At 69.4% G+C, this 24,672-nt stretch carries 33 protein-coding genes and 1 pseudogene; 2 read left to right on the top strand and 32 right to left on the bottom strand.

Translation table 11 applies throughout. The features are described 5' to 3' along the window. Positions 1-208 (top strand): annotated as a pseudogene (locus FF041_RS38100) (hypothetical protein); the annotation flags it as partial. A gap of 430 nt (positions 209-638) precedes the next feature. Here the strand turns inward: FF041_RS38100 and FF041_RS24060 are convergent. The 26 genes from FF041_RS24060 to FF041_RS23935 form a co-directional block, all read right to left on the bottom strand. Next, a complete protein-coding gene (locus FF041_RS24060) occupies positions 639-899 on the bottom strand; it encodes a hypothetical protein (RefSeq protein ID WP_323392543.1) in 261 nt (86 codons plus the stop codon). Further along, positions 896-1,123, bottom strand: a complete 228-nt coding sequence (locus FF041_RS24055) for a hypothetical protein (protein ID WP_153524739.1) — start codon at positions 1,121-1,123, stop codon at positions 896-898. Before FF041_RS24055 ends, FF041_RS24060 begins: the two co-directional genes overlap by 4 nt. Before the next feature lie 8 nt (positions 1,124-1,131). Beyond that, on the bottom strand, positions 1,132-1,992 hold the full coding sequence (locus FF041_RS24050) for a peptidoglycan-binding protein (RefSeq protein WP_153524738.1): 861 nt from the start codon (positions 1,990-1,992) through the stop codon (positions 1,132-1,134). Positions 1,993-2,052: 60 nt separating this feature from the next. Continuing rightward, positions 2,053-2,562 (bottom strand): hypothetical protein, encoded by a 510-nt coding sequence (locus tag FF041_RS24045; protein ID WP_153524737.1) that lies wholly within the window; start codon positions 2,560-2,562, stop codon positions 2,053-2,055. Then, positions 2,559-2,993 carry a hypothetical protein gene (locus FF041_RS24040; RefSeq protein WP_153524736.1) on the bottom strand — a complete coding sequence of 145 codons (435 nt, stop codon included), beginning with the start codon at positions 2,991-2,993 and terminating at the stop codon, positions 2,559-2,561. The genes FF041_RS24045 and FF041_RS24040 overlap by 4 nt, the downstream gene beginning before the upstream one ends. Before the next feature lie 11 nt (positions 2,994-3,004). Next, positions 3,005-5,449, bottom strand: a complete 2,445-nt coding sequence (locus tag FF041_RS24035; protein ID WP_228388575.1) for a LamG domain-containing protein — start codon at positions 5,447-5,449, stop codon at positions 3,005-3,007. Next, positions 5,449-9,129: a hypothetical protein gene (locus tag FF041_RS24030; protein WP_153524735.1), complete on the bottom strand. Its 3,681-nt coding sequence runs from the start codon at positions 9,127-9,129 to the stop codon at positions 5,449-5,451. Before FF041_RS24030 ends, FF041_RS24035 begins: the two co-directional genes overlap by 1 nt. 85 nt (positions 9,130-9,214) lie before the next feature. Next, positions 9,215-9,769: a hypothetical protein gene (locus FF041_RS24025; RefSeq protein ID WP_153524734.1), complete on the bottom strand. Its 555-nt coding sequence runs from the start codon at positions 9,767-9,769 to the stop codon at positions 9,215-9,217. A gap of 9 nt (positions 9,770-9,778) precedes the next feature. After that, positions 9,779-10,285, bottom strand: a complete 507-nt coding sequence (locus tag FF041_RS24020) for a hypothetical protein (protein WP_323392539.1) — start codon at positions 10,283-10,285, stop codon at positions 9,779-9,781. Between the two features lie 7 nt (positions 10,286-10,292). Beyond that, positions 10,293-11,279 (bottom strand): phage tail tube protein, encoded by a 987-nt coding sequence (locus tag FF041_RS24015; protein ID WP_153524733.1) that lies wholly within the window; start codon positions 11,277-11,279, stop codon positions 10,293-10,295. Between the two features lie 3 nt (positions 11,280-11,282). Continuing rightward, positions 11,283-11,504, bottom strand: a complete 222-nt coding sequence (locus tag FF041_RS24010) for a hypothetical protein (protein WP_153524732.1) — start codon at positions 11,502-11,504, stop codon at positions 11,283-11,285. Between the two features lie 27 nt (positions 11,505-11,531). Next, the gene (locus FF041_RS24005) at positions 11,532-11,999 is read right to left on the bottom strand and encodes a hypothetical protein (RefSeq protein WP_153524731.1); all 468 of its coding nucleotides are present in this window, start codon (positions 11,997-11,999) and stop codon (positions 11,532-11,534) included. Further along, positions 11,999-12,547 carry a head-tail connector protein gene (locus FF041_RS24000; RefSeq protein ID WP_153524730.1) on the bottom strand — a complete coding sequence of 183 codons (549 nt, stop codon included), beginning with the start codon at positions 12,545-12,547 and terminating at the stop codon, positions 11,999-12,001. The genes FF041_RS24005 and FF041_RS24000 overlap by 1 nt, the downstream gene beginning before the upstream one ends. Continuing rightward, positions 12,547-12,816, bottom strand: a complete 270-nt coding sequence (locus tag FF041_RS23995) for a hypothetical protein (RefSeq protein ID WP_153524729.1) — start codon at positions 12,814-12,816, stop codon at positions 12,547-12,549. Before FF041_RS23995 ends, FF041_RS24000 begins: the two co-directional genes overlap by 1 nt. A gap of 59 nt (positions 12,817-12,875) precedes the next feature. Next, entirely contained in the window at positions 12,876-14,252 is a 1,377-nt protein-coding gene (locus FF041_RS23990) for a phage major capsid protein (protein WP_228388574.1), read from the bottom strand. 145 nt (positions 14,253-14,397) lie between these two features. Continuing rightward, positions 14,398-15,081, bottom strand: a complete 684-nt coding sequence (locus tag FF041_RS23985; protein ID WP_323392536.1) for an HK97 family phage prohead protease — start codon at positions 15,079-15,081, stop codon at positions 14,398-14,400. After that, positions 15,082-16,230, bottom strand: coding sequence for a phage portal protein (locus FF041_RS23980; RefSeq protein WP_153524728.1), 1,149 nt, complete (start codon positions 16,228-16,230; stop codon positions 15,082-15,084). A 232-nt stretch (positions 16,231-16,462) separates the two neighbouring features. After that, positions 16,463-18,022, bottom strand: coding sequence for a terminase (locus tag FF041_RS23975; protein ID WP_153524727.1), 1,560 nt, complete (start codon positions 18,020-18,022; stop codon positions 16,463-16,465). Beyond that, the gene (locus FF041_RS23970) at positions 17,964-18,230 is read right to left on the bottom strand and encodes a hypothetical protein (protein ID WP_323392533.1); all 267 of its coding nucleotides are present in this window, start codon (positions 18,228-18,230) and stop codon (positions 17,964-17,966) included. Before FF041_RS23970 ends, FF041_RS23975 begins: the two co-directional genes overlap by 59 nt. A 267-nt stretch (positions 18,231-18,497) precedes the next feature. After that, complete coding sequence (locus FF041_RS23965; protein ID WP_323392531.1) at positions 18,498-18,935, bottom strand: hypothetical protein; 438 nt, start codon at positions 18,933-18,935, stop codon at positions 18,498-18,500. Positions 18,936-18,946: 11 nt separating this feature from the next. After that, positions 18,947-19,501: a DUF6221 family protein gene (locus tag FF041_RS23960; protein ID WP_153524726.1), complete on the bottom strand. Its 555-nt coding sequence runs from the start codon at positions 19,499-19,501 to the stop codon at positions 18,947-18,949. 142 nt (positions 19,502-19,643) lie between these two features. Beyond that, complete coding sequence (locus FF041_RS23955; protein ID WP_323392530.1) at positions 19,644-19,925, bottom strand: HNH endonuclease signature motif containing protein; 282 nt, start codon at positions 19,923-19,925, stop codon at positions 19,644-19,646. A gap of 14 nt (positions 19,926-19,939) precedes the next feature. Beyond that, positions 19,940-20,248: a hypothetical protein gene (locus tag FF041_RS23950; protein WP_153524724.1), complete on the bottom strand. Its 309-nt coding sequence runs from the start codon at positions 20,246-20,248 to the stop codon at positions 19,940-19,942. A 174-nt stretch (positions 20,249-20,422) separates the two neighbouring features. Further along, positions 20,423-20,770: a hypothetical protein gene (locus FF041_RS23945; protein ID WP_153524723.1), complete on the bottom strand. Its 348-nt coding sequence runs from the start codon at positions 20,768-20,770 to the stop codon at positions 20,423-20,425. Further along, the gene (locus FF041_RS23940; RefSeq protein WP_153524722.1) at positions 20,724-20,987 is read right to left on the bottom strand and encodes a hypothetical protein; all 264 of its coding nucleotides are present in this window, start codon (positions 20,985-20,987) and stop codon (positions 20,724-20,726) included. The genes FF041_RS23945 and FF041_RS23940 overlap by 47 nt, the downstream gene beginning before the upstream one ends. Continuing rightward, complete coding sequence (locus FF041_RS23935) at positions 20,984-21,655, bottom strand: hypothetical protein (protein ID WP_194292144.1); 672 nt, start codon at positions 21,653-21,655, stop codon at positions 20,984-20,986. Before FF041_RS23935 ends, FF041_RS23940 begins: the two co-directional genes overlap by 4 nt. A 117-nt stretch (positions 21,656-21,772) precedes the next feature. On the opposite strand from FF041_RS23935, the gene FF041_RS23930 reads away from it, so the two are divergent. Then, a complete protein-coding gene (locus FF041_RS23930; RefSeq protein WP_153524721.1) occupies positions 21,773-21,964 on the top strand; it encodes a hypothetical protein in 192 nt (63 codons plus the stop codon). 49 nt (positions 21,965-22,013) lie between these two features. On the opposite strand, the gene FF041_RS23925 is transcribed toward FF041_RS23930, so the two are convergent. The 6 genes from FF041_RS23925 to FF041_RS23900 all read right to left on the bottom strand — a co-directional run bounded on the left by FF041_RS23925 (position 22,014) and on the right by FF041_RS23900 (position 24,632). After that, positions 22,014-22,715: a hypothetical protein gene (locus FF041_RS23925; protein WP_153524720.1), complete on the bottom strand. Its 702-nt coding sequence runs from the start codon at positions 22,713-22,715 to the stop codon at positions 22,014-22,016. Positions 22,716-22,881: 166 nt separating this feature from the next. Continuing rightward, a complete protein-coding gene (locus tag FF041_RS23920) occupies positions 22,882-23,340 on the bottom strand; it encodes a Pycsar system effector family protein (RefSeq protein WP_153524719.1) in 459 nt (152 codons plus the stop codon). A gap of 99 nt (positions 23,341-23,439) precedes the next feature. Continuing rightward, on the bottom strand, positions 23,440-23,799 hold the full coding sequence (locus tag FF041_RS23915) for a RapZ C-terminal domain-containing protein (protein WP_267133224.1): 360 nt from the start codon (positions 23,797-23,799) through the stop codon (positions 23,440-23,442). Further along, positions 23,796-24,149 carry an HIT family protein gene (locus FF041_RS39290; protein ID WP_153524718.1) on the bottom strand — a complete coding sequence of 118 codons (354 nt, stop codon included), beginning with the start codon at positions 24,147-24,149 and terminating at the stop codon, positions 23,796-23,798. The genes FF041_RS23915 and FF041_RS39290 overlap by 4 nt, the downstream gene beginning before the upstream one ends. A gap of 32 nt (positions 24,150-24,181) precedes the next feature. After that, positions 24,182-24,328 carry a hypothetical protein gene (locus FF041_RS23905; protein ID WP_153524717.1) on the bottom strand — a complete coding sequence of 49 codons (147 nt, stop codon included), beginning with the start codon at positions 24,326-24,328 and terminating at the stop codon, positions 24,182-24,184. A gap of 85 nt (positions 24,329-24,413) precedes the next feature. Next, complete coding sequence (locus FF041_RS23900) at positions 24,414-24,632, bottom strand: hypothetical protein (protein WP_153524716.1); 219 nt, start codon at positions 24,630-24,632, stop codon at positions 24,414-24,416. Positions 24,633-24,672: the final 40 nt, after the last annotated feature.

Here is a 24,672-nt window from a genome sequence, read left to right as displayed (position 1 = left end):
GCTGACGCTGGATCTGGCGGCCGGCCTTCTCGCCGCCGGGGACGTGGACACAGCGTTCACCGCAGCGAGTGAAGCACTGCGCGTGGGCGCGGAGACGGAGTCCCACCGGCTGATTCACGGAGCGGCCGTGCTGCGGGGCCAGTACACCGGCGCCCGGCTGCCGCGCTGTGTCGCAGACTTCGATGAGCAACTGGCGGCCGTGCTCTGAGACGCAGAAGGCCCCCTGTCTCTCCCGAAGGAGAGACAGGGGGCACGATGCAGCAGTGACCTGAATGACGGCCCCCGATCGATACGGTGGGCCATGGCCATTTACAGAGGACCCGCAACCCTCATAACGGATAGCGGCGTTGAGATCAACGTCGGCGCAGAGCTCCAGAGTCGCACAGACCCGCGGACGGCGTGGGGCGGCGTGATCACCATCGACGGCAGGCACCGGACCCACTTCGCCAACTTGGTGGAGGGACTCATACGCCTCCCTGACGGCCAACAAGGTCGATTCCTTCGCCCCAACCCCGAACCCCATATCGGCTCGGCTTCACAGCCCTTCCGATTCCGCATCATGGGTAATGGTGACGCTCCGTTCTGAACAAGATCCGGGTACGCCCCGCCGCCCGCGAGGGTGGCGGGGCGTACTGCGTTTATCGGCCTGCGAGTTCCCAGACGGCTAGCATCAGGCCGACGCTCGCGGTGAGTGCGGCGATGCTGGCCAGCGGCCAGCGGGCGCGCTCCAGGGCGTCGAGCCGGGACTCCATGTCGGCGAGCTGTTTGTCGGTCTGGTCGCTCCGCTGCACCAGCAGCGCGAGCGCCCCATCGACCCGGGCGAACCCGGCCTGCAAGGTGCCGTTCAACCGTTCCAGTTCCACGGCGACAGCGACCTGCTCCGATTCGTCGGGCGTCACCGGCCACCCCCGTCGGTCAGCCCTATGCCGACGCGGTCGAGCGCGGCTTCGACGGCCGGGAGCGCCATGACCCGCGCGACTCCGGCCGCGACGGCGAGCGCCCCGGCCACCCACGGCAGCGACGCCGGGATCCCAGACGCGGTCACGATCCCGGGGAGGGCGACGGCCAGGCCGAGCGTGGCCTGAAGCACGGTCCGGATGGTCCTCTTCGTGGTGTCCTTCATGTCTCTCCTCAGACGTTGGGGACGCGGAGCTTCGTCCAGCTCTCGCGCCCGGGGACGCCGTCCGCACCGCTCCCGGTGTGGCCGAGCTTGCGCTGCCAGGCGGCGTACGACTTCCGGTCGGCCTCACCCCACGACGGGCCGGGGCCCACGGCGTACCGGCCGCAGCCCTCAGCCACCAGCCGTTTGCCCATGGCGGTGATGACCGGGCTGCGTCGGCCCGCAGCGAAGAATGCGGCGCCGGGGAAGGGCTCGTACACCGGCTTCGGCTTCGTGGGACCGGCCGCGAGACGCCGGGCGACCCGCTCCCGCATCGAGTCTATCGTGAAGCCACGGGGGTCGATTTTCCCCGGCTGCCACTCCAAATGCCCGATGACGGAGCGGGCACTCCAGCCGTGCACCCGGCACAGGGCCGCGGACACCCGCTCGATAGCCTCCAGCTGGACGGCGGGCCAGGGGTCTTCGCCGTCGCCCAGATTGACGCACTCGAAGCCGTAGAAGTAGCGGTTGCCGTCGGTGTCGGCCTCATTGTCGGCGGGCAGCGACCGCTCGGAGGCCACGGCCTGGAGCACGTCGCCGTCGCCGAGGCCGGCGTGGTTCGCCCGGCCGTAGCCGACGAGATGGACGGTGCCGTCCTTCGCGATGACGCCGTGGCACAGCGGACCCGGCAGACTCGCATGCCCGTCCCGGCAGAGCGCGACGGATCTCTCCGTGCCCCTGGTGACGGTGTGATGGATCATCACCCCGTGCACCGGACCCCACGGGCCAGCGTGGTTGCGGTTGTGCGTACGCCAGCCGCCGACTTCGACGACGGTCAGACCCTCGTCACGCAACGCGTCGAGCAGTCGGTCAGCGGCCAGGGGTGCGGCCATGATGCCTCCAGGGCAGCAGAAAGGCCCCGGCCAGATGGCGCGGGGCCCGGGATTCGGGTGTCAGGTGGCGGTCTGGTAGGTGCCGTAGACGCGGATCACGTCACCGGCCGCGAGCGTCCAGGGGGCACCGGATGCCCAGGAGTTCCAGTCGCCGGCGGTGCCCGGGTTGGCGAACCAGATTGCGCCGGTGGTCGTTCCACCGACAGGGATCTGAGCCGCGCCCATGATGAAATTCGGGGTTGCCGGGTCACGGTTGCAGATGGCGCTGAGGACACCTGGCATGCTGGCTGCGGCCTGGAATGGGAGGCCGAGTGCGAGGCTTCCGGTGCCGAAGGTGGTGGTGCTGCCGACGGTCACATTCAGGTGTATGTGGCAGGTGCGGCCGATCTTCATGTGGCGGCCGGTCAGGTTTCCGTTGCCGATGGTCGGGTTGGTCGTGGCACCGGTCCATGTCGGGGTGTATGTGGTCCAGGCCGCGAACATGCTGTTCAGCTGGTCGCGGATCTCTGTGTTGAGCTGGGCGGCGGTGACGATCTCGCCCACGGACCAGGTGCGGGGGGCGAAGGTCATGGCTGGTCCAGAGGCTCAGGCGGCTCGGGCCGGTAGGGGTTCTTCGGGTCGTCGGGGTTCCACCAGAACCGGTCACGAAGGGCAGGGAGCTGCATCATCTCGGCCTCCACTGCGGCGGGGTCGGCCGGAAAGATCAGCGTGACCCATCCGTAGCGGCATTCGGGGCAGGCGGCGCGCGGATCCGTGGGCGAGATGATCTGGGCGTTCCCGCAGATGCAGTCCGTCAGCCACCTGTTGTGGTCGATGCGCGCGTAGAACGCGTCGGAGAGGGTTCCGGCGGGCGGGGCGACGCGGCGGCCGAGCCATGCCAGGTACCAGGAGAAGACCCGTTCGGCGACGGGGATGTGGGACCAGTCTTCGGCGGGGACGCCGGGGCGGGCCGGGCGCGGCTTGTAGTACGCCTCCGCCCGCACAACGGGGATGGGCTGCATGGTGCCGCCTTTCAGTAGGCGAGCCGGGTCGTGGTGCCCAGCACGGAGTACGTGGGGTCGTCCAGCGCCCAGACGGAGTCGGTGACCTGGGCGCTGGTGTGGAAGGTGATGGCATGCCGGTTGAGCTGGATCGTCTCGGTGTAGCCCTCCACGGTGGTGCGGATATCGGCGGTGGGGGCCGGTAGTCCGGTGACGGTGAAATGAGTGCCGATATCCGCGCTGAGGATCGCCGCGTAGTCGGGGTGCGAGTAGGCCTCTATGGGGACCTCGCGCAGCTCAGCGGCCGGGTCGCGGTAGCGGTGGATGAGCCAGTTCGCCGCGTCCAGGACGGAGTTGTCGGACGTCTTGAGGAGGGACAGGTCGCCGCCGGGCGGCGCGTACGTGCCGTAGGCGGCGATGCTGGTGGCGTCAGTGACGCGCTGTGTGGCCCCGCCCGGCCGCGACGCAACGACGGTGTTGATCATTTTCTGATCATCCCGCCGGTACTGGACCTGATCGGTCTCCAGGTCCGCGTAGGCGATCGTGAACGCGTCCGTGTCCGGTGCGGGGTTGTAGCGCACATCGCGGGACGCGTAGGCGATGGCCACCTGGTCCCGCGCCGCGAAGAGCTTGCCGGATTCCGTGCCCTCGATCTCCCGCAGCCGGGCGAGGGCGAGGGCGCCGCCGGGCCCTTGGCCGGCCACCGGGTCGTGCGTCGTGCCGTAGATGACCGGGCTGCCCAGTCCGGTGTAGCGGACCAGGCGCCGGATGCGGTCGTCCGCGGGCTCTCCGGAGAATCCGCTGTTGCCTGCCGGGTAGTGGAGGGCCAGGGTCGGGCCCACCGGGCCGGGCGGTCGGGTGTAGAGGGCGATGTGGGAGATGGTGCCGTCCCACATCCGTGTACCGCTGTAGCCGCCTACGGTGATCCGGCGCAGGCCCAGCGCCTGGAGCATCCCGGCGGCCGACAGAGCAGCGCCGTCGACGTAGACCGTCGTGGTGTACTCGTCATAGGCAACGTGGTGAACCTGCCCGTCAGCCAGATTACCGGTGGCCACCGGGACCTGTATCAGTTCGCCCTCGGACAGCACGAATTCCAGGACGAGCCGCCCGGATCCGTCCAGTGAGAGAACCACCTGGTAGTCGCCCTCGCTGCTGGTCAATGCCAGCATCACGCGGCCCGGCGTACTGGTGGAGAACCAGCATTCGACATGGTTGTACAGCGCCATCGACGCTGCCTCGAACGCCGGGCCGAGGTCGCCACCGAGCATGCGGCCCGAGGTCGCAGACACCGGGGTGAACCGGGCCGCCGTGTCGCCGGTGGCGGCCGGGCCTGCGACGTCTCCGAACGCCACAACTCCGGTCGTCCCGACCCGGGTGAGTGTCCCGACGCCGCTGCCGGACAGGTCCCCCGCGCTGGTGGACCCGGCCGGCTCGGCCAGGGGATAGTAGGCGGCCGGCCCGTCGAGCAGCACCTCCTCGGTGAGGCAGGAGCGCAGCTCCGGGTCCCGCCCAAGGCGCTTGAACAGATCAGTGCAGGTGATGGCGGCTGTGGACTCCAGGCCCTCCCAGCGGATCGGCCATCCGTTCACGGTGCCGTGGAACCGCGGGTGGACCCGGGTGCCCGCGTAGTCCCATTCGGCGGCATCACCGGTGCCGCCGGTCCGGGACCCCATGAAGTCCACGAACTGAAGGTCGCTGGCCAGCCACGCCAGGCTGGGCGCCGACCGGCCGATCACCCAGGTGTGTCCGTCGCCGGATGACTCCCAGACCGTGGTGACGCCGGTGTCGCGGAGTCTGAGCCACCGGTGGCTGCCGGGTGAGTACGGGATGCTCACGGCGGCCGGGTCGAAGTACCCGGTCTGGGACTGGGCGACCACGCTGTGGGTGAGGGGGTTGTAGGTCCAGCCGACCCGGGTGCCAGCCGTGGCGGAGTTGACCCACATGCCCGTCTCGGCTGCCGTGCTGCCTCCCGCAGCGGGCAGTGTGACCAGACGTGCCGAGAGGGACGAGCCGCCCAGCCGCCACACAGCGGCGGACTGGTACCCGGCGAAGCCTCCGGGCGTCAGCGGGATACGGGCGCGCCCGCCGACCTCGGCGGCCCCGCCGTAGGTGCCGGGCCACAGAACGGGATCGACCCTGCCGTCCTTGAAATCGTCGCCGAGGAGGATCAGCGGCCACGGCCCGGCCCCGGCAGGGGGCTCGGGCGTGAGGGCCACTGCCCCGCGGACAGGGACGTTGCACCGCACGTAGGGGTGGAACGGACTGGCCGGGTTGTCCGGGGTCAGGGCTTGGTCCTGGTTGTCCAGGCGCAGGCTCATGGTGCCGGGCTGAGTCTCAGACAGCTCATCGGATGCGCCCCGGGTGATGGACACGCCCGAGGTGAGGTCGACCCGGGTACTGATGTCCGTCCAGGCGATGCTCTCCCACTGGGCGAGCTGGCCGCCCCACCCCGCCTCCAGGATGAAGTCCATCGCCATCAGGCCACCCCCAGGTTCACGTTGACGCCGTAGTCGCGCTTGAGCGACAGCAGGGTCCGCCGGATCTCCCGGCCGACCGCGATCGGGTCCATGGCTCCGTGAACGTCGATCTGAATGGACACCGGCGGCTGCGCCGATGCCCCGACGACAGCAGCCCGGCCGATTACGGGCTGGGCCGAGGCAACGCGGCCGGTGACCGTGGCGAGCGCCTGGTCGAGGACGGGCAGCTGCTCGGTGAGCCCGAGCGCCAGGCCCTCGGTGCTGTGTCGGCCGGCCTTCGGGGTCTTGAGCCCGAGGGCCTTCCGGATAGCTGTCTCCATCGCTTTCGCGATCTTCAGCATCTGGGCCTCGATCGCGTCCTGCTGCGACGTGAGACCCGCGAGGAATCCTTTGCCCGAGTCCCTCCCGGAGTCGTACAGCAGATCCGCCCCGGCCTTGCCGAGCGAGTCCGCGCCCTTGTTCAGCTCGCTCTGAAGGGAGTTGATGCTCTTGAACGTCGCCGCGTCGGCACCCGCCAGGGCGGACGCGTAGGCGTAGCCGTCCTCCGGGCCCATCTCCAGAATCTGCTTCAGCAGCGTCTTGCTGAGGCCCCGCTTCGCGAGCGTCTTCACATAGGCCACGAAACTCTTCAGCTTGGATAGCTTCTGCTGGAGCCCGCCCTTAATCGACCCTGCTGTCACTTTCTCGTCGTCGATGCCGAGGGAGGAGAGCGCCGACGACTGCCGGGCACGGGCCGTGGTGTCCGCCGCGAAGGTCTTCGCGGTCTTGATCCGGGCGGCCAGCTCATCCCGTCTGCCCGCGAGGCTTTGCAGTACCGCTGTGCCCTGCGTGACCATCGCCGCCAGCACGGAGTCCTTGGGAGACTTCATGCCTTTCCACGCGGCCCAGATGTCCTTCACCAGGTCTCGCGCGGTGGCCTTGATCTGGGATTTCGCCCCGGTCAGGCCCTTGATCATGCCCTTGCCGGTGTCCTTCGCCAGCGCCTCCATCTTCTTCGACGGGCTCTTGATCTCCAGCTCGGCCTTCACGCCGGCCACCACAGCGGCGGCCATCACCCGGGCCGAGGACTCCACTCCGCCCGTGCTGCCACGCAGGCCCGCCGACAGTCCGCGCCCGGCCTCTGCCCCGGCGCCCGCCATCGAGCCGGTGCCCACCACCGTGGCGCCTGCGGCTGTGCCGAGGGAGGAGGGCGAGAGGCGCCCCTCATTGATCGCGTTGAGAAAAGCCACTCCGTACCGCGCCACCGAGGCGGCCCGGATGACGAACTCGTTGTTGCTGAGTCGCGCGTCGATGCTGTCCGACGTGCTGGTGCCCGGACCGCGAACGAGCCCGCCGTCGGCGAAGACGTAGCCGGACTTGTGCGGACCGGGCCCCTTCTTGACGTAGGAGTATTCGGTCACGACCCGGGTAGTCGCCGTCCGGCCGTCGATGGACGCCAGATCCGCCCTTGCCTGACGGATCGCGGCCTGAAGCTGGTCGATCCGCGCCTGTACCGATGCTTTTCGAGAGTCCGGGACCCGCGCGAGATCCGCTTTCGCCTTGGCGAGCTTGGCCTTGAGATCAGCCAGGTCGCCTCTGATGTACGCGGTCTTGTTCGGCGTTTTCAGGATCTGGTCGGCGTACCGCCGGGCCTCGGCCCGGGACAGGCCCATGGCGTCAGCCGCGCGGATCAGAGCCCCGCGGCCCCGCTCGTACTGGCCCCGGGCGTAGTCCCAGCTCCGGCCGGACTCGCGTGCTGAGGTGACCGCGTTCTCGGTCTTGCGTGCCAGGTCGTTGAGGATCGTCGAAGCGGACCGGGCGGCCTCAGAGCTCAAGTTCAGCTCGCCACCGGACATCCGCAGCGCGGTGGCGTACCGTTTCGTCCCCGCGGCGGCGGCGTCGATCGCCGCCTCCATACCGGCGCGGCCGTCGGTGGCAGCCCGCTGCACTTCGTTGAGGGCGATGAGACTGTCCCGCAGCCCGTCGGTGGACCGCTTCTGCGCGTCCAGCTTCGCCTGCACATCCTGGGCCTGCGCACCAAACAGGCCCGCTGCGTCCGCCGCGAGCTGCTGCTCGAACCGCAAGCTGGCGAGTGCTTCCTTGTACCCGTCCAGGCCGCTCCTGAGTTTCGCGGCCTGCTCGGGATCCATGCCGTCGAGCATCGCCGCGAGCGCGGCCCGGGCCTGATCCGCCTTGCCGGAGCTGACCAGCTGCGCGAGGGCACTGTCGATGGAGTCGACCGACCGGGTGAACTCCTCGGTAGCGTCACCAGCATCCAGCAACCCGCCGGTGATCGTCGCGCCCCAGTTGTTGACGCTCTCCGCGACGCTGGGATCGAGCACCTTGGCAATCTGCTCGCGCAGCTTCTCGAAGTCCGCGCCGAACTCCGCTGCCACGGTGCCGCTCGCCTTGCCGGTCCGCCCCAAGTTGCCCAGCGAGGTGGTGAGCTTGTCGATATCGGGCGGCGCGGACTTCCCAACCTGGGACAGCTGGGACAGGCCGATCAGCAGCAGGCCGATGCCCGTCCCCGCAGCTGCCAGCTTCGCCGTCCGGGACAGGGCCCCGACCGCCGCGCCGACCGCGGCCAGCCGCCCGGGCGCCGCTGCCGCCGCCGTGGACATCGCCAGCATCTGCACCCCGAGCGCGGCGAGCGCGGCGCGGGCAGCTGCTGTGCCAGCAGCCGCGAGCGTGACCGCTTTGATCGCGATCGCGAGCTGAAGCAGGGCAGCGATCGCCTCCGGCGGCACAGAACCCACGAGTTGGGCGAGCACGTTGATGACCTGGAGCAGGCCGACGCCGACATCGGCCCCGGCGACCAGCAGAGTCGTCAGCGCCTGCGCGACGCTCCGCAGCGTCTCCCCAACGGCAGGACCCTGCGCGCGGGCGAACGCCATGAACTCAGCGGCGCCGGATCCGACCTCGCTGGTGTCGGTCTGGGCGAGCTCCAGCAGCCCCTCGTTCACCCGCCGCAGCGTGCTGGCCGCGAACGCCTCGAACCGCTGGTTGAGACGGTCGAAGCCGGGGGTCTCCATGCCCCCGGCGAGGATCGTCATCATCCGGTCCAGCTCGGAGCTGGTGCTGCGTACGAGACCACTGGTCTTCGGCAGCAGCCCGGAGAACAGCGCGAAGGACTTGGTGACCGGGCCCATCGTGTCCCCGGCCAGCGCATCCGACCACGCCTTGTACTCGGCCGTGGCCACGGACAGCGCCGCCGCAGCACGCCGGGTCTCAGGCGGCAGCTTCGCCACGGCGCGGGCATACTCGGCTTGCGCGGCTACGGCCTCCTTCGACCGGGCCCCCGACTTCTCGACTGCGTCCCGGTACGTCTTCTCCGCCTCAGCGGCGTTCCTCATGGCGGCGATCTGGGGGCCGAGTGCTGCCGTCAGCGCGACCGCGGCGATAGCCACGGCCCCGGCCCCGGCGGCGATCGGAGCGAGGGACGCGGCGGCCGGGACCGCGGCGGGAGCGAGCGAGACCAGACTCCTCCTGAGGCTGCCGATCTTCTGCGCGCTGGTCGTCGCGTCCCGCTGCATCGCGGCCATGCGCTGCGTCGTCGCCCGGCCGAGACGGGCCATCGCGGCCTCGCCGTCGATGCCCGCGATCAGCAGCCTGCGTCCGAGTCGATCCGCCGCGGTGCCCGCGCCGTCGAGGACGCGGGACAGCTGGTCTCGCCCGTCGAGGGTGAAGGTGAGCCGGGTCATCCGTCACCACCGCCTCTGTTCGCTGCGGCCATCTGGGCCTGGTGGGCGTCGATCCAGCCGCAGAGGCTGTAGAAGTCCTCGACGGTCAGCCGGTCGACGGTGATGGGGTCGATGTGGAGGAGGTGAGCGAAGAGCCCGAGGCGCTGGGTCCGGTCGCGGTCGATGTCCCAGACGGGGGCCACGGCTTCGGCTTCTCGATCTCCGGACCGGGATCCGGCGACGGCTCGGCTTTTCCCTCGTCCGCCGCCAGGCGCTCGATCAGCTCTCTCGCATGGTCGGGATCGGCCGCCGCGTCCGGCGTATCGGCGAGCATCGCGACGATCGCCTCGGTGGACGCATCCGCGCTGCGGAGCTCGAACGCGGCCTCGATGACCTCGGTGATCTCCCGCTTGTCGTAGCGGGTGACCATCTCGTCCACCCCCGGATCGAACTCCCCGAACCGCAGCCCCGGGTTGCTCCTCTTCTTCAGGACCCAGACGATGCCGCGCATCGCATCCAGGTCCTCATCCGGTATGCCAGCCTTGATCTCGGACCACTTCTGGTCGATGGCCCTCGACACGATCGACGCCTCGGACACCATCAGGCTCCGGGCGTCGTAGTGCTCCGGCTCCCCGTCGGCGGGCGTGTAGACGATGATCAAAATGCGCTCCTAGGTGATCTGGTCACGGACGTCGTCCAGGACGCGCGCGACCTCGGCGGCCATACGGGGGGTGTGCCGGCGGATGGTGGTCTCCCACCACAGCGGGGTGGTGGTCTGCTGCGCCCAGCGGCGCCGGTTCCCGAAAACGGGGTGACGGATCCGGCCGGTGTTGATCACGGCCGCCATGTTCCGCAGATCCGGCGGCAGGGCGTCGCGGTCGACCCACACCCGCGCCCCCGGGTTGCCGGAGGTACGGACACTGATCCGGATCGCGGCAGCGATCGTCGCCCGCAGAGGGCGCGTCGTCGGCGACGGCCCGCCCCGGCCGCCGGCCTTGCGGCCCTGGCCGCTGATCGACAGCCCGGTAATCGTGTCCTGGAGGTCACTGTGCAGGGGCTCGGCCGCGCGCCGGATCCTGCGCGCCAGATTCGCTTTGAGGCGAGGACCGCCCGCTGCCTTCAGACGCCGGGACAGCTCCAGCAGCTGCCCGGTGCCGGTGATCTGGATGCTGCGCACCGGCCGCTCACAAAGTTACGTCAGTTGACATGTACTCAATCGCCACCGGGTTGGTGCCGTCGTCCAAGCCGGTGAAGCTGTACGTCGGCTTCACGACGTCGAAGCCCTCAACCGTGGGCGGGGCGTCGTCGATCCTGATCGCGGGGATCTTGAAGGTGATCCGCTCGTAGTGCGTCGCGGCGATCAGCGGGCCGGTGAAATCCCACACCAGCGACGTCGCGTCGTCGGAGGTGTGGAGGTCGTCCAGGATCGTGTCGACGTAGTCGCCCTCAAGGCTCCCGGTGATCTTCACCTGATCGTTGCTGATGGGCTCCTTCTTCAGCCCGGCCTCCCCGGCGTAGAACCGCTCCACAGCCATCCCGCGCTCGATCTTGACGCTGACCTTGCGGATCCCGTCCCGGGCCACCTCGGACGCGTACGCGCCGGTACGCAGGGACATCTGCCCAAAATGGAACGGGGCCATCGCCGGGTAGGCGGCGACCGCAAGGGTCTGCGTCTCGTCGCAGTCCTTCGCGTCGATCTCTATGCTCGCGGTCAGCATCCCGCCGACCTCGCACGAGAACTCCGCGCTGATGATCTTGCAGCCGAGGAAGGACTTGTCCGTGACCGCGCCGGTCGTGAGCGGGACGCCCTTCTGGATCACCAGCGACTTCCCGGCCACGTCCGCCAGCAGATGCGTCTGGAGATAGGCTGCTGTGGCGGCCTGCTGCACCGGCGTCACCGAGGTGCCCATGAGGGTCTGGAGCAGGACGCCCATGCCCTTGTTCGTGACCTCCATGTCCAGCGACCCGGACGCCTGCCGCTGGGTCACCACACGCCGCGACGACAGCGGCAGCAGACGCCCCGCCGCGATCCCCGCCGACTGGGCGGTGGTCTTCTTCAGCTGGAGCGACTCCTTGGTGAACTCGATGAACTTCGTCGGGGCGGTGTAGGTGCCGTAAGCGGACTCGGCGGCGATGCCGATCTGTGCGCCGAGCCCGGATCCGATCCCCATCGCTCAGCCCTCCTTCACTGCGGACTTCGCCGCCGTCTTCTTCACGGCCGGGACCTCGGCCACGGCGGTCTTGGGTTCCTCGACCGGCTCCCACGCCGTGGGCTGGCAGACGTAGCCGTCGTACCGGTCGTCCGGGACGGTGATCACCTCGTCCGGCTGGACGGTCCGGGCGCCGAGCTCCGGCACGGTGACCGGCTCCGGGCCCAGAAAGCGCACACGCGCCATCTCTCCTCCTATATAGGGGTGGGTTGTTCAGATGCGGGCGCGGCAGGCGATCGTGAACGCCAGGCCCGCGAGCGCCCCGTCGGGGCCCTGCTCCTGGAGCAGGTCGCCGGTGGTGAGGTGCGCCCACAGCACCGTCCCGTTGAGGGTCGGCGCGTCGGGCGCGGTGTCGGTGGCGCGGAGCGCGGTCTCGACGGCGGCCACGATGTTGAAGACCTTGTTGCGCCGGAGGCTGATGTCCTTGTCCCCGGCGCGGGACTCGGCGTAGCCACTGATCGTGAACTCCTCGTCCCGCCGCCGGGCCCCCGCGTAGGCGAAACTCTGCGCCAGCGCGACCGCCGTATCGCCGCCGGGCTGCCAGCCGACATAGATCCGGTCCCGCTCGGTGAGATTGTTACTCGGGGGGCCGTCGAGCACCCGCACACCGGCCAGGCCGGGAGCCGCGCGCAGGATTTCCAGCAGCGCAGCCACTGCCGCCGGCACAGCCGAGGTCGCCATCACGCCATCCCGGGAGGCGGCTTGAACGGCTCCAGCAGTTCTAGGACCCGGTTGGGGACTGCATACCCGAAGCCGGGAATCGGCTCGGTGACGTCGTAGTCGTCCGCGCTACCACGGCCTCGGGCACCCCCGTACTGGGTCCGCCACAGGTGCTGGAGCAGCAGCCTGGCGGCGAGGCCCACCGTCGGCAGGGTCGACGCTCGCCCCGCCGTGTACACCGCCGTCCAGGGTCCACCGTAGAAGCGGGCCCCGATCCGGCGCCGCACGATGCCGGTCTGTCCGTCGAGTACCAGGTCCGCGACATCAAGGGCCAGTCCGCCCGTCACGACCGGCGTGAGCGACGTGAGAGCGACCGCAGGTGTCTGAGTGAGTGCGAGGCGCATGTCCCGGCTGTCAACCGTCTCCGTCACCGTGCGGATCTCGATCGGCCCCACCCGGGCCTCAATCACAGCCGTCAGGGCGTCGATGTAGTCCTGGAGCTCGCCGTCGTGCGCAGTGGTATCGATGTCCAGCTGGGCTTTGGCCTGGGCCAGCGTCAGCAGCGGCATCAGCCGCTGCCTCTACGGGAACGGCCAGCCGTGGACTGCGGCTTCGACTCCACCACCGTCTCCCTCGGCACGTCCGCAGGCTGCCGGGCCGCGGCGCCCATGCGCTTCAGCTCGGCGTCGACCGCCTTGACTCGGTCGGCGAGGCCCCGAAGCACGTATCCGTCGCGCTCCCGCTGGAGTGCGAAGATCTGCATCTCCTCGACGGTCGGCACTTCGATGACGACCTCGGCACCGGTCGCGACGTTCCTCGCGGTCTGCTGTTCAGGCATGCGCTCCTCCTTCCATGAGGCGGTGGCCGCCCTGAGCGCGGCCACCGCGGTGCAGCAGGTCAGAAGGTCGGGGCGACCAGGCCCGTACCGGAGATGACGGAGATGCTCTTCGGATACCGCTCCGAGTGGATCGCGACGTAGTTGTAGAAGCGGAGCAGGACCGACAGCTGATCGGCGTAGGTCTCGCGGAAGGTCTCCGCCCGCGGGGTGGCCTCGTAGAGGATCACGTCGTCGGAGCGGACGATGATGATCCGGTCCTCGTTGGTGCCCGCGCCGAGGTTCGTGGGAATGTTCGGGTCGACGTACACCGGCAGGCCCTGGACCGTGCCGACGAAGCCCTCCGACACCACCCCGCCCATTGTGGCCGCCGCGTTCTGAGGCATCTGCGCGACGGGAACCACCAGCGGACGCCCGTTGACGTCGAGAGAGACGGAGAACCACGCCCACCGGCGCGGGTGCATGAACACCTTCGACGGCGGCATGAGGCGCCCGGTGTGGATCTGCTGGATCCCGTCGCCGACCTTCGCGTACAGCTCGCCCACCGTGGGGTTGGCGTCTGTGTAGGTGATCGCGTTCAGGCCGGAGACGTTGAGGATGCCGCGCTTGTTGACCGCGTTGTTGGTGATCGTGAAGGTGTCGGCCTTGATGGCGTAGTCCGCCGCCAGGTCCGCGAGGAGGATGTCGTCCATGTTGACCGGCGACTGCTCCAGCAGCTGCTGGGACACGACCTGCTGGCCCGCGATCGTGGTCACCGACGCGGAGATGCTGTTGCTGGTGGCGTCGGTGTTCTGCACCGCTGTGTTCTGCGAGGCCTGCTCGCCCACCGCGGTCCCGGTCGCCAGCCGGGGCAGGTTGATGGAGTCGGTACCGGTCGGCAGTGCCTGCTGGCGGACCTGGTCGGCTATGACCCGGCCGGCGCGGGCGAGGCGCACGTACTCGTCCACCATCCACAGCGGGGGCACGAACTCGCCGACCCCGCCATCTGTAGTCGAAAGTGCCCGCTGCTCCAGGCCCTCCTTGACCTCCCGGTCGCTGCGCTGGAGCCGCTCGATGGCGTCCCGGTCGCCGCGCTGCTGTGCCTGGAACAGGTCCCGGAAATAGGAGCGCTGGCCGCCGCGGCGGTAGGTCTCCGGCTCCGACACCACGGTCACGCCGCTGGTCTGCGGCCCGGCCGGGGTGTACTTGGCCCGCAGCTCGGCCGCCTTGGCGGTGCGCTCCTCGGCCTCCTCCAGTTCCCCGATCCGCTCCTCCACGGCGCGGATCTCGGTGTCCTTGGCCTTGATGGCGTCCCGCTTCGAGGCGAACGCCGTGTCTTCGTCGTCGGTCAGCTTCCGCTTCTCGGCAGACGGTGCGCTGAGGATGCCGTCGAGTTCGGTCTTCAGCGCGGCCCGCTGCTCCAGCAGCTCCTGCATCTGCGTGCGCAGGAATGCGAGCATGGTCTACTCCTTGATCACGATGGGGGTGGGTCGCGCCCTCGAACCGTCCGGGTGGTGGCCCAGGTGGTGGCGCTGTGCGGGCATGCCGAACAGCGCTCCGGCGTGGGCTCCGGCGCGTCAGAGAACAGGGCGAGAATCAGGGGGGCTACAGGCCGAGCGCCTCGGCCTGCGCCAGATACAGGGACAGGGGATGCCCGGCCGGCGGCTCGGGCTCCGCAGGGGCGAAGCGGCGCTGGAGACGCTCCATGAGCGCGCGGGCGTCGTCCTCACCGAGCTGGTCGAAGTCGGCTGCCCGTAGCGCCGGCGCGACCGACGTGGCCGGATTCGCGCCGAAATTCACCACCGACACGTCGCCGCGGTGAAGGTCCACTTCGAGGATGTCGCGCTGGTCGTAGTCCGGGGACCAGAGCTGGCGGGTAACCCGGAACGCGAAGCTCATCTCGTCCACGGACCCGTCCTGGAGTGCGAGGAGCATGTCCTGCACGTCGGAACGGGCCCCGGTCACGTCGGCCTCCATGTGCAGTCCTGCCGAGTCCTCCGACAGGCGCAGCGTCCCGGCCTTCGTGTACGCCATCGCCAGACCGCCGTGGTTCAGCAGGAGCTGTACCTGCGGATGCTCTGCCAGCGTCTTCGCGAAAGCGCCGGACCGGACGACCTCGGCGTAGGAGCCGAGGAAGTCCCACATCTCATAGGGTTGGTCCACCGCCGAGGCGTAGCCGGTGATTGTGGACACTCCAGAGGCGTTGTCCTTGGCGCGGACCTCCATCTGTACGGGATAGGTGCGCCGGACGATGCCCGTGACGGAGGCGCGCTTGCTCTTGTCAGCCACTTAGCCTCCCAGGCTTATAGTCGTCGGTCCCGGCCGCTCGGCGGGCGGCTCGTTGCCCCACGCCACAGGAGTACGGTCTTCCAGGTCCCGGACCTCGTTGACGGTTTCGAACCCGTTCTGAATCGCGATGCCGTGAGCTCTGAACCGCGTGAGCAGGTCTGTGCGGACGAGCGCGGCCCGGTTGTACTTCACGGTCTGCTGCTTCGGCAGCAGCGCCGAAAGAGCCCGCTCGATCCGCACCAGCCACGGATTCACCGCGTAGGTCAGCAGGTCGAGGGACCGCTGCTCGATGTTGCTGTAGGTCAGCGATCCGCCGGTCTCGTATCCGAGGATCTCCGCGAAACCCGGGCCGAAGATCCGGCAGCATTCCGCGCCCGTGTAGTTGTTGGTCTCCAGGAATTGCGACTCGTTCGGCGGGATCTGGATGGACTGGTACTTCCAGCCGTTGCCCAGCACCGCCGGCTCCCGTCGCCCGTACACCGCGGCCATGAACCGCTGCTTCGCGGTCAACGCCTGGTCGGGGTTCAAGTTCTGATCAGTGGAAAGAATCGCCGAGGGGTGCGACCCCTCCTGGAACCATTGGGCTCCGAACCGCATCGCCGATATCCCAGTGCCGATCGTGAGCGCGTGCACGGCGATCGGCGACAGGCCCATCAATCTCTGCGGCACCGGCTGCACCCGCGTATGCCATACGTCCTCGGCCTTCTGGCCGTTGAACCGCCAATCCGGTCGGCCGTTCTCGTCCAGCCAGACGCTCACCAGATCGGGGTGCTGAAGCTGGATCAGCGTCGGCGTCCCACGGGACCGGTCCCGCGCGCCGACCGCGCCGACCGCGTTCCCCCGCAACATCGACGAGTACACGAACTGCGAGGTCCAGTCCGGTAGTCCGTATCCGTCGCCCCCGAGATCCTCCAGCCACGACGGCATCGGTGCCGTCTCCCGGGGCCGCGGGTAGTGGTCCAGCGGCATCGTCTCCGCGATCGCTGCCACCAGCGCCACGCACGCATAGACCGCCACCTTCTGTAGCGATGTCTCCGTCCGCGACAGGTCCACCTGAGCAAAACCGCCGCCTTGCTGCGAGTTCGGCGGAATAGGCGGATAGGGGAACAGCGAAGCTCGGCGCTCACTGCGCCCCAGCAGGAAGCTCATCCCTTCACCCCGCTCGCCGCGACCCGGCCTGCGATCTGGTCCGCCAGCAGCAACACGCCAGCTGTCAGGAACCCGGCCGGCCGCCACGCCAGCCACGCTCCGTAAGACACGAGCCCCAACCCGGCGAGGGAGGCGAGGCCGGGGAGCGCCCGCCCGAACGCCCCCACGGCCCATCCCGCTGCACCCGCCAGACGCAGCTTCCACGCCTGCCAGCGACGCATCCCGACCCCCTTCACCAGATGTTGTCCAACGGATCCACGGAGGCTTCCTCGACCTCGGCCGTGAGGCCCCATTTCGCGAGCGTCGCCGACACGAGCGGGCTGATGTCCACCTGGACGCCGCGGCGGGCCCACGCCCACGCGTCACCGAGCGGTCTTTGCTGAGCGCCGGCCAGTGCGGAGGCGAGCGGCGCCTGGTCCAGGTGGGAGAGGGACTGGTCCGCGACCGCGTCGTAGAACCGGCCGCAGGCCTGCCCGATCTCCCGGACCTTCGGCTGGACGATCTCCACGACCGCCTCCGGGCTCCCCGACAGCTCCCGCTCGACCTCCGACAGCGCCTCCTCCAGTGCCTGGATGAGGGAGCCGGCCGGGCCGCCGCCGTCGACGACCCAGCACCGGGGCCGGTGGTCGCGGTGCAACTGCTTCGCCCGCTCGACGACCCAGCCCATCCCGGGCCGGTGGTCCACGACTTCCACATGGGTACCGCCCCGCCACGGCCCGGCGACCGCGATAGCCGCGTGGTCCCGCTCGGGAGGCGCATCGATCGCGAACGCCACCGGGTCCTCCGGCGAGCTGTCACGAGCCGCCAGGGCCCGCCACGTCTCCTCCGGGATCACCTGCCAGGTGTCCGCCTCATCCGACGGGTAGTCGCCCACGCCCAGCCGTTCCCGCCCGTATCCGGCCGGGCTGAGCGTCGCCCTCTCCCTCGCTACCTTCTCCAGCGTCAGCCGATAGCCGACGCCGGGATTCGACTTCAGCACCGCCTCGTCGGAAGCGGCATCGTCGTGCTCGGCGCACCCGGGCGGGCACTCGTCGCGGCACGGGGTCACCGACCACTCGAAGTATGCGAGCGACGGGTCCGGGACACCGGTTTCGACCGCCGCGAGCGCCCGGCGCCGGAGACGCCCCAGGACCACGGAGGGGGCTCCGATGCCCGCCGAACCGAGGTACCAGATCTGCGGGTCGGGCACGGCGGCCATGGTCGGCAGCAGCGCGTCCATCGCGTCATCACCGAGGATCATGTCCTCGTCCATGACGTTGCAGTCCCCGGTGAACCCTCGCCCGGAGCCCTTCGACCGGGCGATGAACCGGAGCACCTGCCCGGTGTGCAGCTCGATGCCTTCCTCGCCCACCGTCTGCCGATACGTCTTCACACGTTTATGCAGGTCAGGGCATGCACGGATCAGCCGCTCGATCCGCTTGAACGCCGCCTTCGCCGTCTTGAACTCGTGCGCCGAGTGCAAGATCAGCCGCTCGCCGCCGATGAACAGGCCCCACAGCTCCCGGGCCTCGATGATCCCGCCCTTGCCGTTCTGCCTCGGGACGTTCACCGCCACCTCGAACGCGGCCCAGCTTCCGTCCGGCTGCTCGCCCATCCCGACCCGCAGGATGTGCTGCTGCCACGGATCCAGGTGCAGCCCGGCGCGGGCCGCGAGGTCAATCGCCTCCTGGCCAGCACTCGACGTGGCCGGCGGGGCGATCTGGATCGGGGGCTCCTGCCAGCCGAAGGGTCCCTCAGCCGGGGGCTTCCCGGGCGGCAGCGCGACGGCGGGCTCGGGCAGCAGCGATGTCATCGACCGTGTCCCCCTCCGCGTCCACGGGCGCCAGACGCCGCAGTTCTTGCATGGTGGCCCGCAGCTCTCGGGCGGCTACCGCGATGGCGGTGGGTGCGTCGGCTCCGTCGATCGCCTCGGCGAGCTTCACCGCCAGCGCGGTCAGGCCGGGCGCGGTCTCCTCGACGCCGAGCCGGGCCAGTTCCGCACGGGTCTCGTCTTCGACCACCGGCCCACCCCCGTCACGAACCGTCACCACGAAGATAGTTACTCAGTGTGACCGGCTCGGGTTTACACTCGATCGCCAAACCGATGTAAACGATCTTGAATTCGAGCCGCGCAAAAAAACGGGCGAGAAGGGCTTTTGGGTCGCCCCCTCCTGCCCTCAAAGAATGACTCCCTCGCTGGTCAGAGCCCCATGCTGGAGCTTGCCGACCTGTATCGCCGACACCTCGGGCCCTGTCGCGATGGGTGATTGACGCTGGGTGGCCGTGAGTCACCAGGCCCTGGACGCCTGGGGCATCACGCCCTGTGAGGTGGGGCGGCGCTGCCGGTACCAGCGGGTGGCGACGCGTTCCATGGCGGGGGACCGCATGGCCCGGATGCGGTCCATGACGATGTGCCAGCCGGGGTCCACGGTGATGATCTCTGCTTTGTGTCGCTTGTACTTCGCGAGCGCCTTGGGGCTTGGCATGGTGTGGATCAGGTAGACATCGATCTTGTCCAGGTGCTGACAGGCCTCGTCGATGGCGGCGAACCGTGCACGCTGGGCGACCCGTTGTACCAGCGTGGCCTGGTTCCACTGGGGTGCGCCGGGTCCGGTGAGCGCCAGCGCGATGCGGTCGAGGTCGATGACGATGTCCGTCGGCTTGGCGTGGGCGTCGATCCAGCTGGACTTCCCTGCGGCTGGTGGGCCGGTGACGACGTACAGCACGGTGCGTCACCTCACTCCTCGGGGTGCCATGACTCCTGGTGGTCGGGATGGCTGGCGTAGAGGGTGGCGTCACGGTGGAGGAGGCGACGAAGGGTGTTCGCGGCACCGGTCATGACGTCGTGGGGTGTGGTGCCGGGGCCGGCTGTGCTGAGAGAGACGAGGGCTTCCTCGAACTCCGTGACGGTCTGCTGCTTCGCTTCGGTCTCGGCAAGGGTGCGCGCCGGGTCCTGGCGGGCCATGTGCCGGACGACGCCGCCATCGTCGGCGGCAGTGCATCGGACCTCGATGCCCTCGTCCAGGTCGTCGATCAGGACCCACCGATCGTCGGCCGTTCGGTAGTGGGCGTGCCAGTGCCGGGAGTCAGCGTCGTCCCAGGTGGCGTCGAGTGCGGCCTGTCTGTCCTCGGCGTGCCGGGCGCGGAGGAAGGCGATCAGCTCGTGGTCGCTCATAGTCGATACCTCTGTGGTGTAGCCAAACCGGTGCCCTTCCATGTGTTCATGGAGCGGGGCGAAGTCGAGGGTCGTCGTGGCGTGCTGTCCGCGCTCGTAGCGCAGTCTCGTCGGCACGGTGATGGGCTGACGGCATTCGGGGCAGGGGACTGCTCCTGGCTCAGCACGGGCCATGCTCAAGACCTCCGGGAGTGGCCAGCGGCCCCGCGTATCGGGGGACTTCGGTGAGCCCGGCCTCGGCGAGCGCGAGGAGGCATTCTCACCACCTCCGTGAGGACCGTACCGGCTGCCGTGGCGGTGAGGGTCGGTTGCCGCGGGCGCTGTTGCACCGCCGGTGCGCGCTACGAGCGTTGGCGGGGTCGAGGAGGGAACCTCCTCGGGACAGCGGGATCAGGTGGTCGAGGGTGAACGCCATCGGGTGCCGCTTCCCGTCAAGCTTCCCGTCGATGTTGTGGCCGCAGATCCAGCACGGCAGACCGAGCGCCCGTTGCGCGTCGACCAGGCGGCGGTAGGGGCGTCCGTTGCGCGGGTTGGCGGCCACGGACGCCCCCTCCATCAGTCTTCGAGGAGCGGGTCGTCTAGGTCGGGGTCGCCTGTGGGGTTGAGGAACTTGTCCATGTTGACGTCTCCGTCTTTGTCGACCCATCCGCCCTTTTCGAGGACAGAGCTGATCGCCAGCTTGTCGTAGTCGTCCTCGTTGACGTCCTTGCAGGCGTCGGGCTTCTCCTTGTCGCCTTCGGCCCGCTTCTCAAGTGCCTTGACGCACTTGGCGGTGATGTCGGCGTAGCTTTCTTCTTCGCCGCATCCGGCGAGCAGGAGTGCTGCGCCGATGGCGAGGGCGAGGGTGGTGGTTCGGGTGCGCATGGTTCCCCCACGGTTGGTTGTGGGGTGCATGGTCCCGGATTGGGGGCGGTGATGGGGTGGCTGTGCTCGTTCCGTGACATGCGTCGAGCCCCAGCAGGGAGGGCTGGGGCTCGGTGTGAGTCCTGTCGGGCATGCCGGACGTGCCCCGAGTGTTACACGTGTCGGGGTAACGGGTCAATAGCGCTTCGGCGTTACACCGGATTCGGTGAGCGCGATCCGCAGCGCGTCGGTCATCGGCACGTCGACCGTCTCGGGGGTGAGGCGCGGAACGGCGGATTTGCTCTCGCGCCAGAGGTGTATCACGTCGGTGCCGTCGATGCTGTCGGCTCTGATCGGGTTGTGGTTGGTCTCGATGTCGACGACGGTGATGGCCTGGTCGATGAGGGGTACGAGGTACTTCCGTACCAGCGTGACCAGGGGGTATTCCACCTGATTGGGGTCGATGCCGTGTCTGTCGCAGTAGTCGTACCAGTCGTCAGGCGGCACGCCGTCGTTGAAGCCCCACTTCGACAACAGGTCCACCGAATACAGCGTGATCGTCGGGCCGCTCATGGTCTTCCCTTTCCAGGGGCGGTGAGGTCTGGAGTTCTGCCAGGTCGACGAGGGCGCGGCCGTGCGCGTCGTAGCCGTGGTGGGTGATGCGGTGCCGGTGGAGACGGAGCCGGATGGTGCCGGGCCGGATGCCGGTGGCGAGGGCAGCGGCATAGATGTCGACGACGAGGGGCTCGGGCGCGGTCATGCTGCGACCGGCTCGGGCTGCTCGTCGGCGGCTTCGAGCCGGACGATCCGTTCGGCGAGCTGGCCCCAGACGCCGGGTGGGTAGGTGGTGGAGCACCAGGTGCAGGTGATGGTGGCCTGTCCGGGGCGGGCGCGGAGGATCGCGCCGCACGGTGAGCCCTCGGTGGTGAGGGTGGGGCAGGGGCCGAGCCGGTGGCCGCGCTCGGCCGGCTCGATCGGGCCGGCGATGGTGAGGATCTGGCGCTCCAGGTCGCGGATCTCTCCGGCGAACTCGCCCGCGAGGGGCCAGGAGGCGGTGATCCAGTCGAGGTTGTGCTCCAGGCCGCGCGCGGCGACGGCGACGCGTCGCTCGATCGTGCCCGAGAGTGCGGGCTGGCCCCACCCGCGGTCTTCTTGCATCACGCTTCTCCAGCCCTCCAGCGTGCCGACGATGCCGCCGGGGCCGCGGAGCACGAGCGGTGCCTCGGCGACGGGGATCCCGGGGCGTCCGCCGTGGTGGATGCGGCCGTACTGGGTGCCGCTGCGTCCGGGTGCGAGGTGCCCGGCGAGGGCGGCGTACAGGGCGGGCATGTTCTGGAGACGGCGGCTGGTGTGGGCGGTGCAGGGGTCGCACAGGTAAGCGTCGTGCTGGAGCTGGGTGTTGCAGTGGGTGCAGGTGTTGTCGTGCACGGCTCGGCTCCTCGGGGCGGGTCGGGAGATCGATTCGCTGAGCCTATTGTGCACCGTGGGTTGATAGTTCTGGCTAATCGTGGTCTGGGGTGGCGCGGGGGCGGCAGACTGCGGGTTATGGATGAGGTGTCGTACATGGTGCGTGGGCGCACGGAGAGTGAGTGCGCACGGGAGTTGGACCGGCTGTGCCATCTGCTGGGCGCGCGGCCGACGATGCGGCCGTCGGATCGTGTGGGTCCGGGGTGGGTGGCCCGCGCGGTACGGACGGTCCACGGCGGCCCGCTGCTGGAGCCCGGACCGCAGGGATGAACGCGCGAAGGTGCCCCCGCCATTCCGCGGGTGCACTCGGGATCTGTGGTCAGTCGTCTTGGGTTCCGGTCCATTCGACGCCGGTGACGATGCCGTGGGTGCCGGGTCCGAATGCCCCGGTCGGTGCCCAGCCGGCGGCGATGAACTTCGCGGCGGTCTCCTGGGGGACCCAGTCGCTCCCTCGGTCGGGGTGGGCCATCCAGACGGCCAGGTCGTCGGCTGTGGCGAACACGGGGCTGATGGGCGAGCCTTCGGAGACGGTTTCCCAGAGTTGCCACCCGTCGCCGGTGGGCGGGTCGGTGGGTTCCCAGGCTTCGGCGTCGGCGCGCTGTCCGGGGTACTTCTCGGTCCGGGCGCTGCCGTGGCAGGTGGGGCAGATGCCCCAGGTGCTGGGGTCGAGTCCAGCAGCTTTGATGATCTTGCTGGCGGCTTTCCACTCGTCGGTGGAGTCGTGGCCGAACGGTCCCCGCCGTCCGGCGAGCCCGGTGGTGAGTTCGGCGATCTCCGGGCCGGGAGCCCTGCTTGGCCGCCGGGCGAGCGCGGTGATGTAAGGGTGGGTGGTCGCGCGGTCCTCGGGGAGCATCATCAGCAGTTGGACGAGGGCGGCGAGCCAGTCCCGTGCCGGGGTGCTGCCGAGTTCACAGTCGGGGCACTTCTCCTCGGAGAACCGAGCAGGGAGGAGGAAGCCTTCCCAGGGCTGTTCGAGGGGCCAGTCGAAGTCGAGGGGTACGCGGCGAATCTGGCGGCCCATGGGCGTCTCCTTGGTGACGGGGTGGGTTCGAGGGTAGTTCGACGGGAACGGTGGAGCCCCTGCCGTCTCATGATCGGCAGGGGCTCCGGTCCCGAGTAGCGCAGCAGCCAGAAGCGCGAATGGGATGCTCCTGAGGCTACGCCCGGGCGCTGACAACGGGCGCGGATCAGACGAGCGGGGCGATGCCGCCGGTAGCGGCGAGCAGTCCGAGACCGAGCAGGTCGAGGTGGACGGTGACCCTCAACGCCCGGTACTTGGCGACGGCGATGGGGGCAAGGACGGCGGTGAGGCTGGCCCGCTGGTCGGTGTCGAGGTCGCGGCGGATCTCGTCGGCGGTCATGCCGGCCCAGGCCGGGAAGCCGACCGGACTGCTGCCGCCGAGGTTGGGGCGGATGGCGAGGAGGGTGTAGGCGGTGGCGGCGAGGATCGTGAGGATCCCGGCTGCGCCGAGGGTGTAGGTCAGCGGGTGGGGCGGGATGTCCTTGGTGATCGTCGCGGTGCCGATGAGGATTCCGATGTTCAGGGCGGCGAGGAGGCTGGCCTTGACGTTGACCTGGGCGATCTCGTTCTTGATCTCGGTGACGGCGGCGGTGAGGGCGGCGTCGGGGTCGTAGGGCGCGGTCACGAGGTTCCCTTCTTGGCTGGTCGGGTTTTGAGGATGCCGCCCCGATCGGTGGGGCGGCATCTATCCCGCATTTCTGCGGGGTTGCTGGACTGCGGGAAATCAGCGTTCGATGACGTCCTTGTCGAGGTCGCGGTGGATCAGGGTGACCGTCTGCCCGGCGTCTTGGAGGCGGGTGGCGATGGTCTGGGCGGTGACGGGGGCCCTGTGGCGTCCGCCGGTGCAGCCGGTGGCGATGGTGGTGGGCCGGTCGGCGGTGAGCGCCGCGGTGACGGCCTGGTCGATGAGGTCGTCGATGCCGGGCGTTGCGAGGACGCGGGCCTGTACCTCCGCGTCGCGGGCGGTCATGTGGCGGAGGCGGGGGTCGATGTGGGGGTCGCGGTAGGGGCGGAGGTCGTAGACGGCGTCGGCGGCGGGCGCAGGGTCGTGGCCGTAGCCGAAGGAGATGACCGTGATGTTCATGTGGGGCTCCAGGGGAGTTTGAGGCCGTCTCCGTGCTCGCGGGGCACGAGATGCCAGTGGAGATGGCGGATGGTCTGGGTCGCGGCGGTGCCGATGCTGGTGACCAGGTTCGCAGAGGGGTGTGCGGCGGCGAGCTGGGCGGCGCATGCGGCGGTCCGGCCGGCTATCGCAGGGTCTGCGGCGGCGTCGGGGATGTGCTGGTGCGGCATGACGATGATGTGGCCGGGGACGACGGGGGCGAGAGGGATGATGGCGAGGTCGTAGGCGAACTTGCGGACGATCTGCGCTGGCGCGGTGCCATCGACGATCGCGCAGAACGGGCAGTTGGGGATTTCGGGCAGGTTGGACATCTGTCACCCGGTCCGGTGTGCGGTATGCGTGGTCATCGGCGGGTCTCCTTGGGGGTGCCGGGTGTCGGCTTGGCCGGGGGCTTGAGCCAGCCGCCGCGGGACGCCTGGTAGACGGTCCCGTGCGCGGGGTCCGGGCGGGTGTTTGGGGCGGTGCTGATCTTTCGGTCGCGGAGTGCCACGATGGGCTCCTGTCTCTGCGGAGATGGAGCGGGGCGACCGCCAACTGCCAAGAAGACCGGTCGCCCCGCACTGGGTGATTGCCGGTCAGGCGAGCGGAAGGTCGGGACGGATCCCACGCAGTCGGTCGGGGGTGACCAGGGAGTGCTCGGACTTGATCGCGACGAACTTGGCACCGCAGGGGGCCTTGGCGCTGTATCCGGAGATCCGGGTGTGGTGGCTGTCCTGGGGGAACGCCCCCTTGCCGCAGTTGCTGCACCTGGAGGTCGAGCGGTCGACCAGCAGGGTCGCGGTCTTCGTGGTCATCGTGTGCTCCTTCGGGTTGTTGATGCGGGTCGCACCGGGT

Source organism: Streptomyces jumonjinensis (assembly GCF_009600885.1).
GTDB lineage: Bacteria > Actinomycetota > Actinomycetes > Streptomycetales > Streptomycetaceae > Streptomyces > Streptomyces jumonjinensis.
Note: the sequence above shows the minus strand (reverse complement) of the source record. Positions and strands in the feature narration are given on the sequence as shown.

What these genes read in the sequence shown, in the direction of transcription:
- FF041_RS23940 (WP_153524722.1), bottom strand. Translation starts at nt 20,987, where the DNA reads ATGACCGCGCCCGAGCCCCTCGTCGTCGACATCTATGCCGCTGCCCTC.
- FF041_RS24030 (WP_153524735.1), bottom strand. Translation starts at nt 9,129, where the DNA reads ATGACCCGGCTCACCTTCACCCTCGACGGGCGAGACCAGCTGTCCCGC.
- FF041_RS24050 (WP_153524738.1), bottom strand. Translation starts at nt 1,992, where the DNA reads ATGGCCGCACCCCTGGCCGCTGACCGACTGCTCGACGCGTTGCGTGAC.
- FF041_RS23925 (WP_153524720.1), bottom strand. Translation starts at nt 22,715, where the DNA reads ATGGGCCGCCAGATTCGCCGCGTACCCCTCGACTTCGACTGGCCCCTC.
- FF041_RS24035 (WP_228388575.1), bottom strand. Translation starts at nt 5,449, where the DNA reads ATGGCGATGGACTTCATCCTGGAGGCGGGGTGGGGCGGCCAGCTCGCC.
- FF041_RS23980 (WP_153524728.1), bottom strand. Translation starts at nt 16,230, where the DNA reads ATGAGCTTCCTGCTGGGGCGCAGTGAGCGCCGAGCTTCGCTGTTCCCC.
- FF041_RS23975 (WP_153524727.1), bottom strand. Translation starts at nt 18,022, where the DNA reads ATGACATCGCTGCTGCCCGAGCCCGCCGTCGCGCTGCCGCCCGGGAAG.
- FF041_RS23915 (WP_267133224.1), bottom strand. Translation starts at nt 23,799, where the DNA reads ATGAACATCACGGTCATCTCCTTCGGCTACGGCCACGACCCTGCGCCC.
- FF041_RS24045 (WP_153524737.1), bottom strand. Translation starts at nt 2,562, where the DNA reads ATGACCTTCGCCCCCCGCACCTGGTCCGTGGGCGAGATCGTCACCGCC.
- FF041_RS24015 (WP_153524733.1), bottom strand. Translation starts at nt 11,279, where the DNA reads ATGGGGATCGGATCCGGGCTCGGCGCACAGATCGGCATCGCCGCCGAG.
- FF041_RS23990 (WP_228388574.1), bottom strand. Translation starts at nt 14,252, where the DNA reads ATGCTCGCATTCCTGCGCACGCAGATGCAGGAGCTGCTGGAGCAGCGG.
- FF041_RS24010 (WP_153524732.1), bottom strand. Translation starts at nt 11,504, where the DNA reads ATGGCGCGTGTGCGCTTTCTGGGCCCGGAGCCGGTCACCGTGCCGGAG.
- FF041_RS23950 (WP_153524724.1), bottom strand. Translation starts at nt 20,248, where the DNA reads ATGCGCACCCGAACCACCACCCTCGCCCTCGCCATCGGCGCAGCACTC.
- FF041_RS24005 (WP_153524731.1), bottom strand. Translation starts at nt 11,999, where the DNA reads ATGGCGACCTCGGCTGTGCCGGCGGCAGTGGCTGCGCTGCTGGAAATC.
- FF041_RS23995 (WP_153524729.1), bottom strand. Translation starts at nt 12,816, where the DNA reads ATGCCTGAACAGCAGACCGCGAGGAACGTCGCGACCGGTGCCGAGGTC.
- FF041_RS24040 (WP_153524736.1), bottom strand. Translation starts at nt 2,993, where the DNA reads ATGCAGCCCATCCCCGTTGTGCGGGCGGAGGCGTACTACAAGCCGCGC.
- FF041_RS24000 (WP_153524730.1), bottom strand. Translation starts at nt 12,547, where the DNA reads ATGCCGCTGCTGACGCTGGCCCAGGCCAAAGCCCAGCTGGACATCGAT.
- FF041_RS24055 (WP_153524739.1), bottom strand. Translation starts at nt 1,123, where the DNA reads ATGAAGGACACCACGAAGAGGACCATCCGGACCGTGCTTCAGGCCACG.
- FF041_RS23900 (WP_153524716.1), bottom strand. Translation starts at nt 24,632, where the DNA reads ATGACCACGAAGACCGCGACCCTGCTGGTCGACCGCTCGACCTCCAGG.
- FF041_RS39290 (WP_153524718.1), bottom strand. Translation starts at nt 24,149, where the DNA reads ATGTCCAACCTGCCCGAAATCCCCAACTGCCCGTTCTGCGCGATCGTC.
- FF041_RS23930 (WP_153524721.1), top strand. Translation starts at nt 21,773, where the DNA reads ATGGATGAGGTGTCGTACATGGTGCGTGGGCGCACGGAGAGTGAGTGC.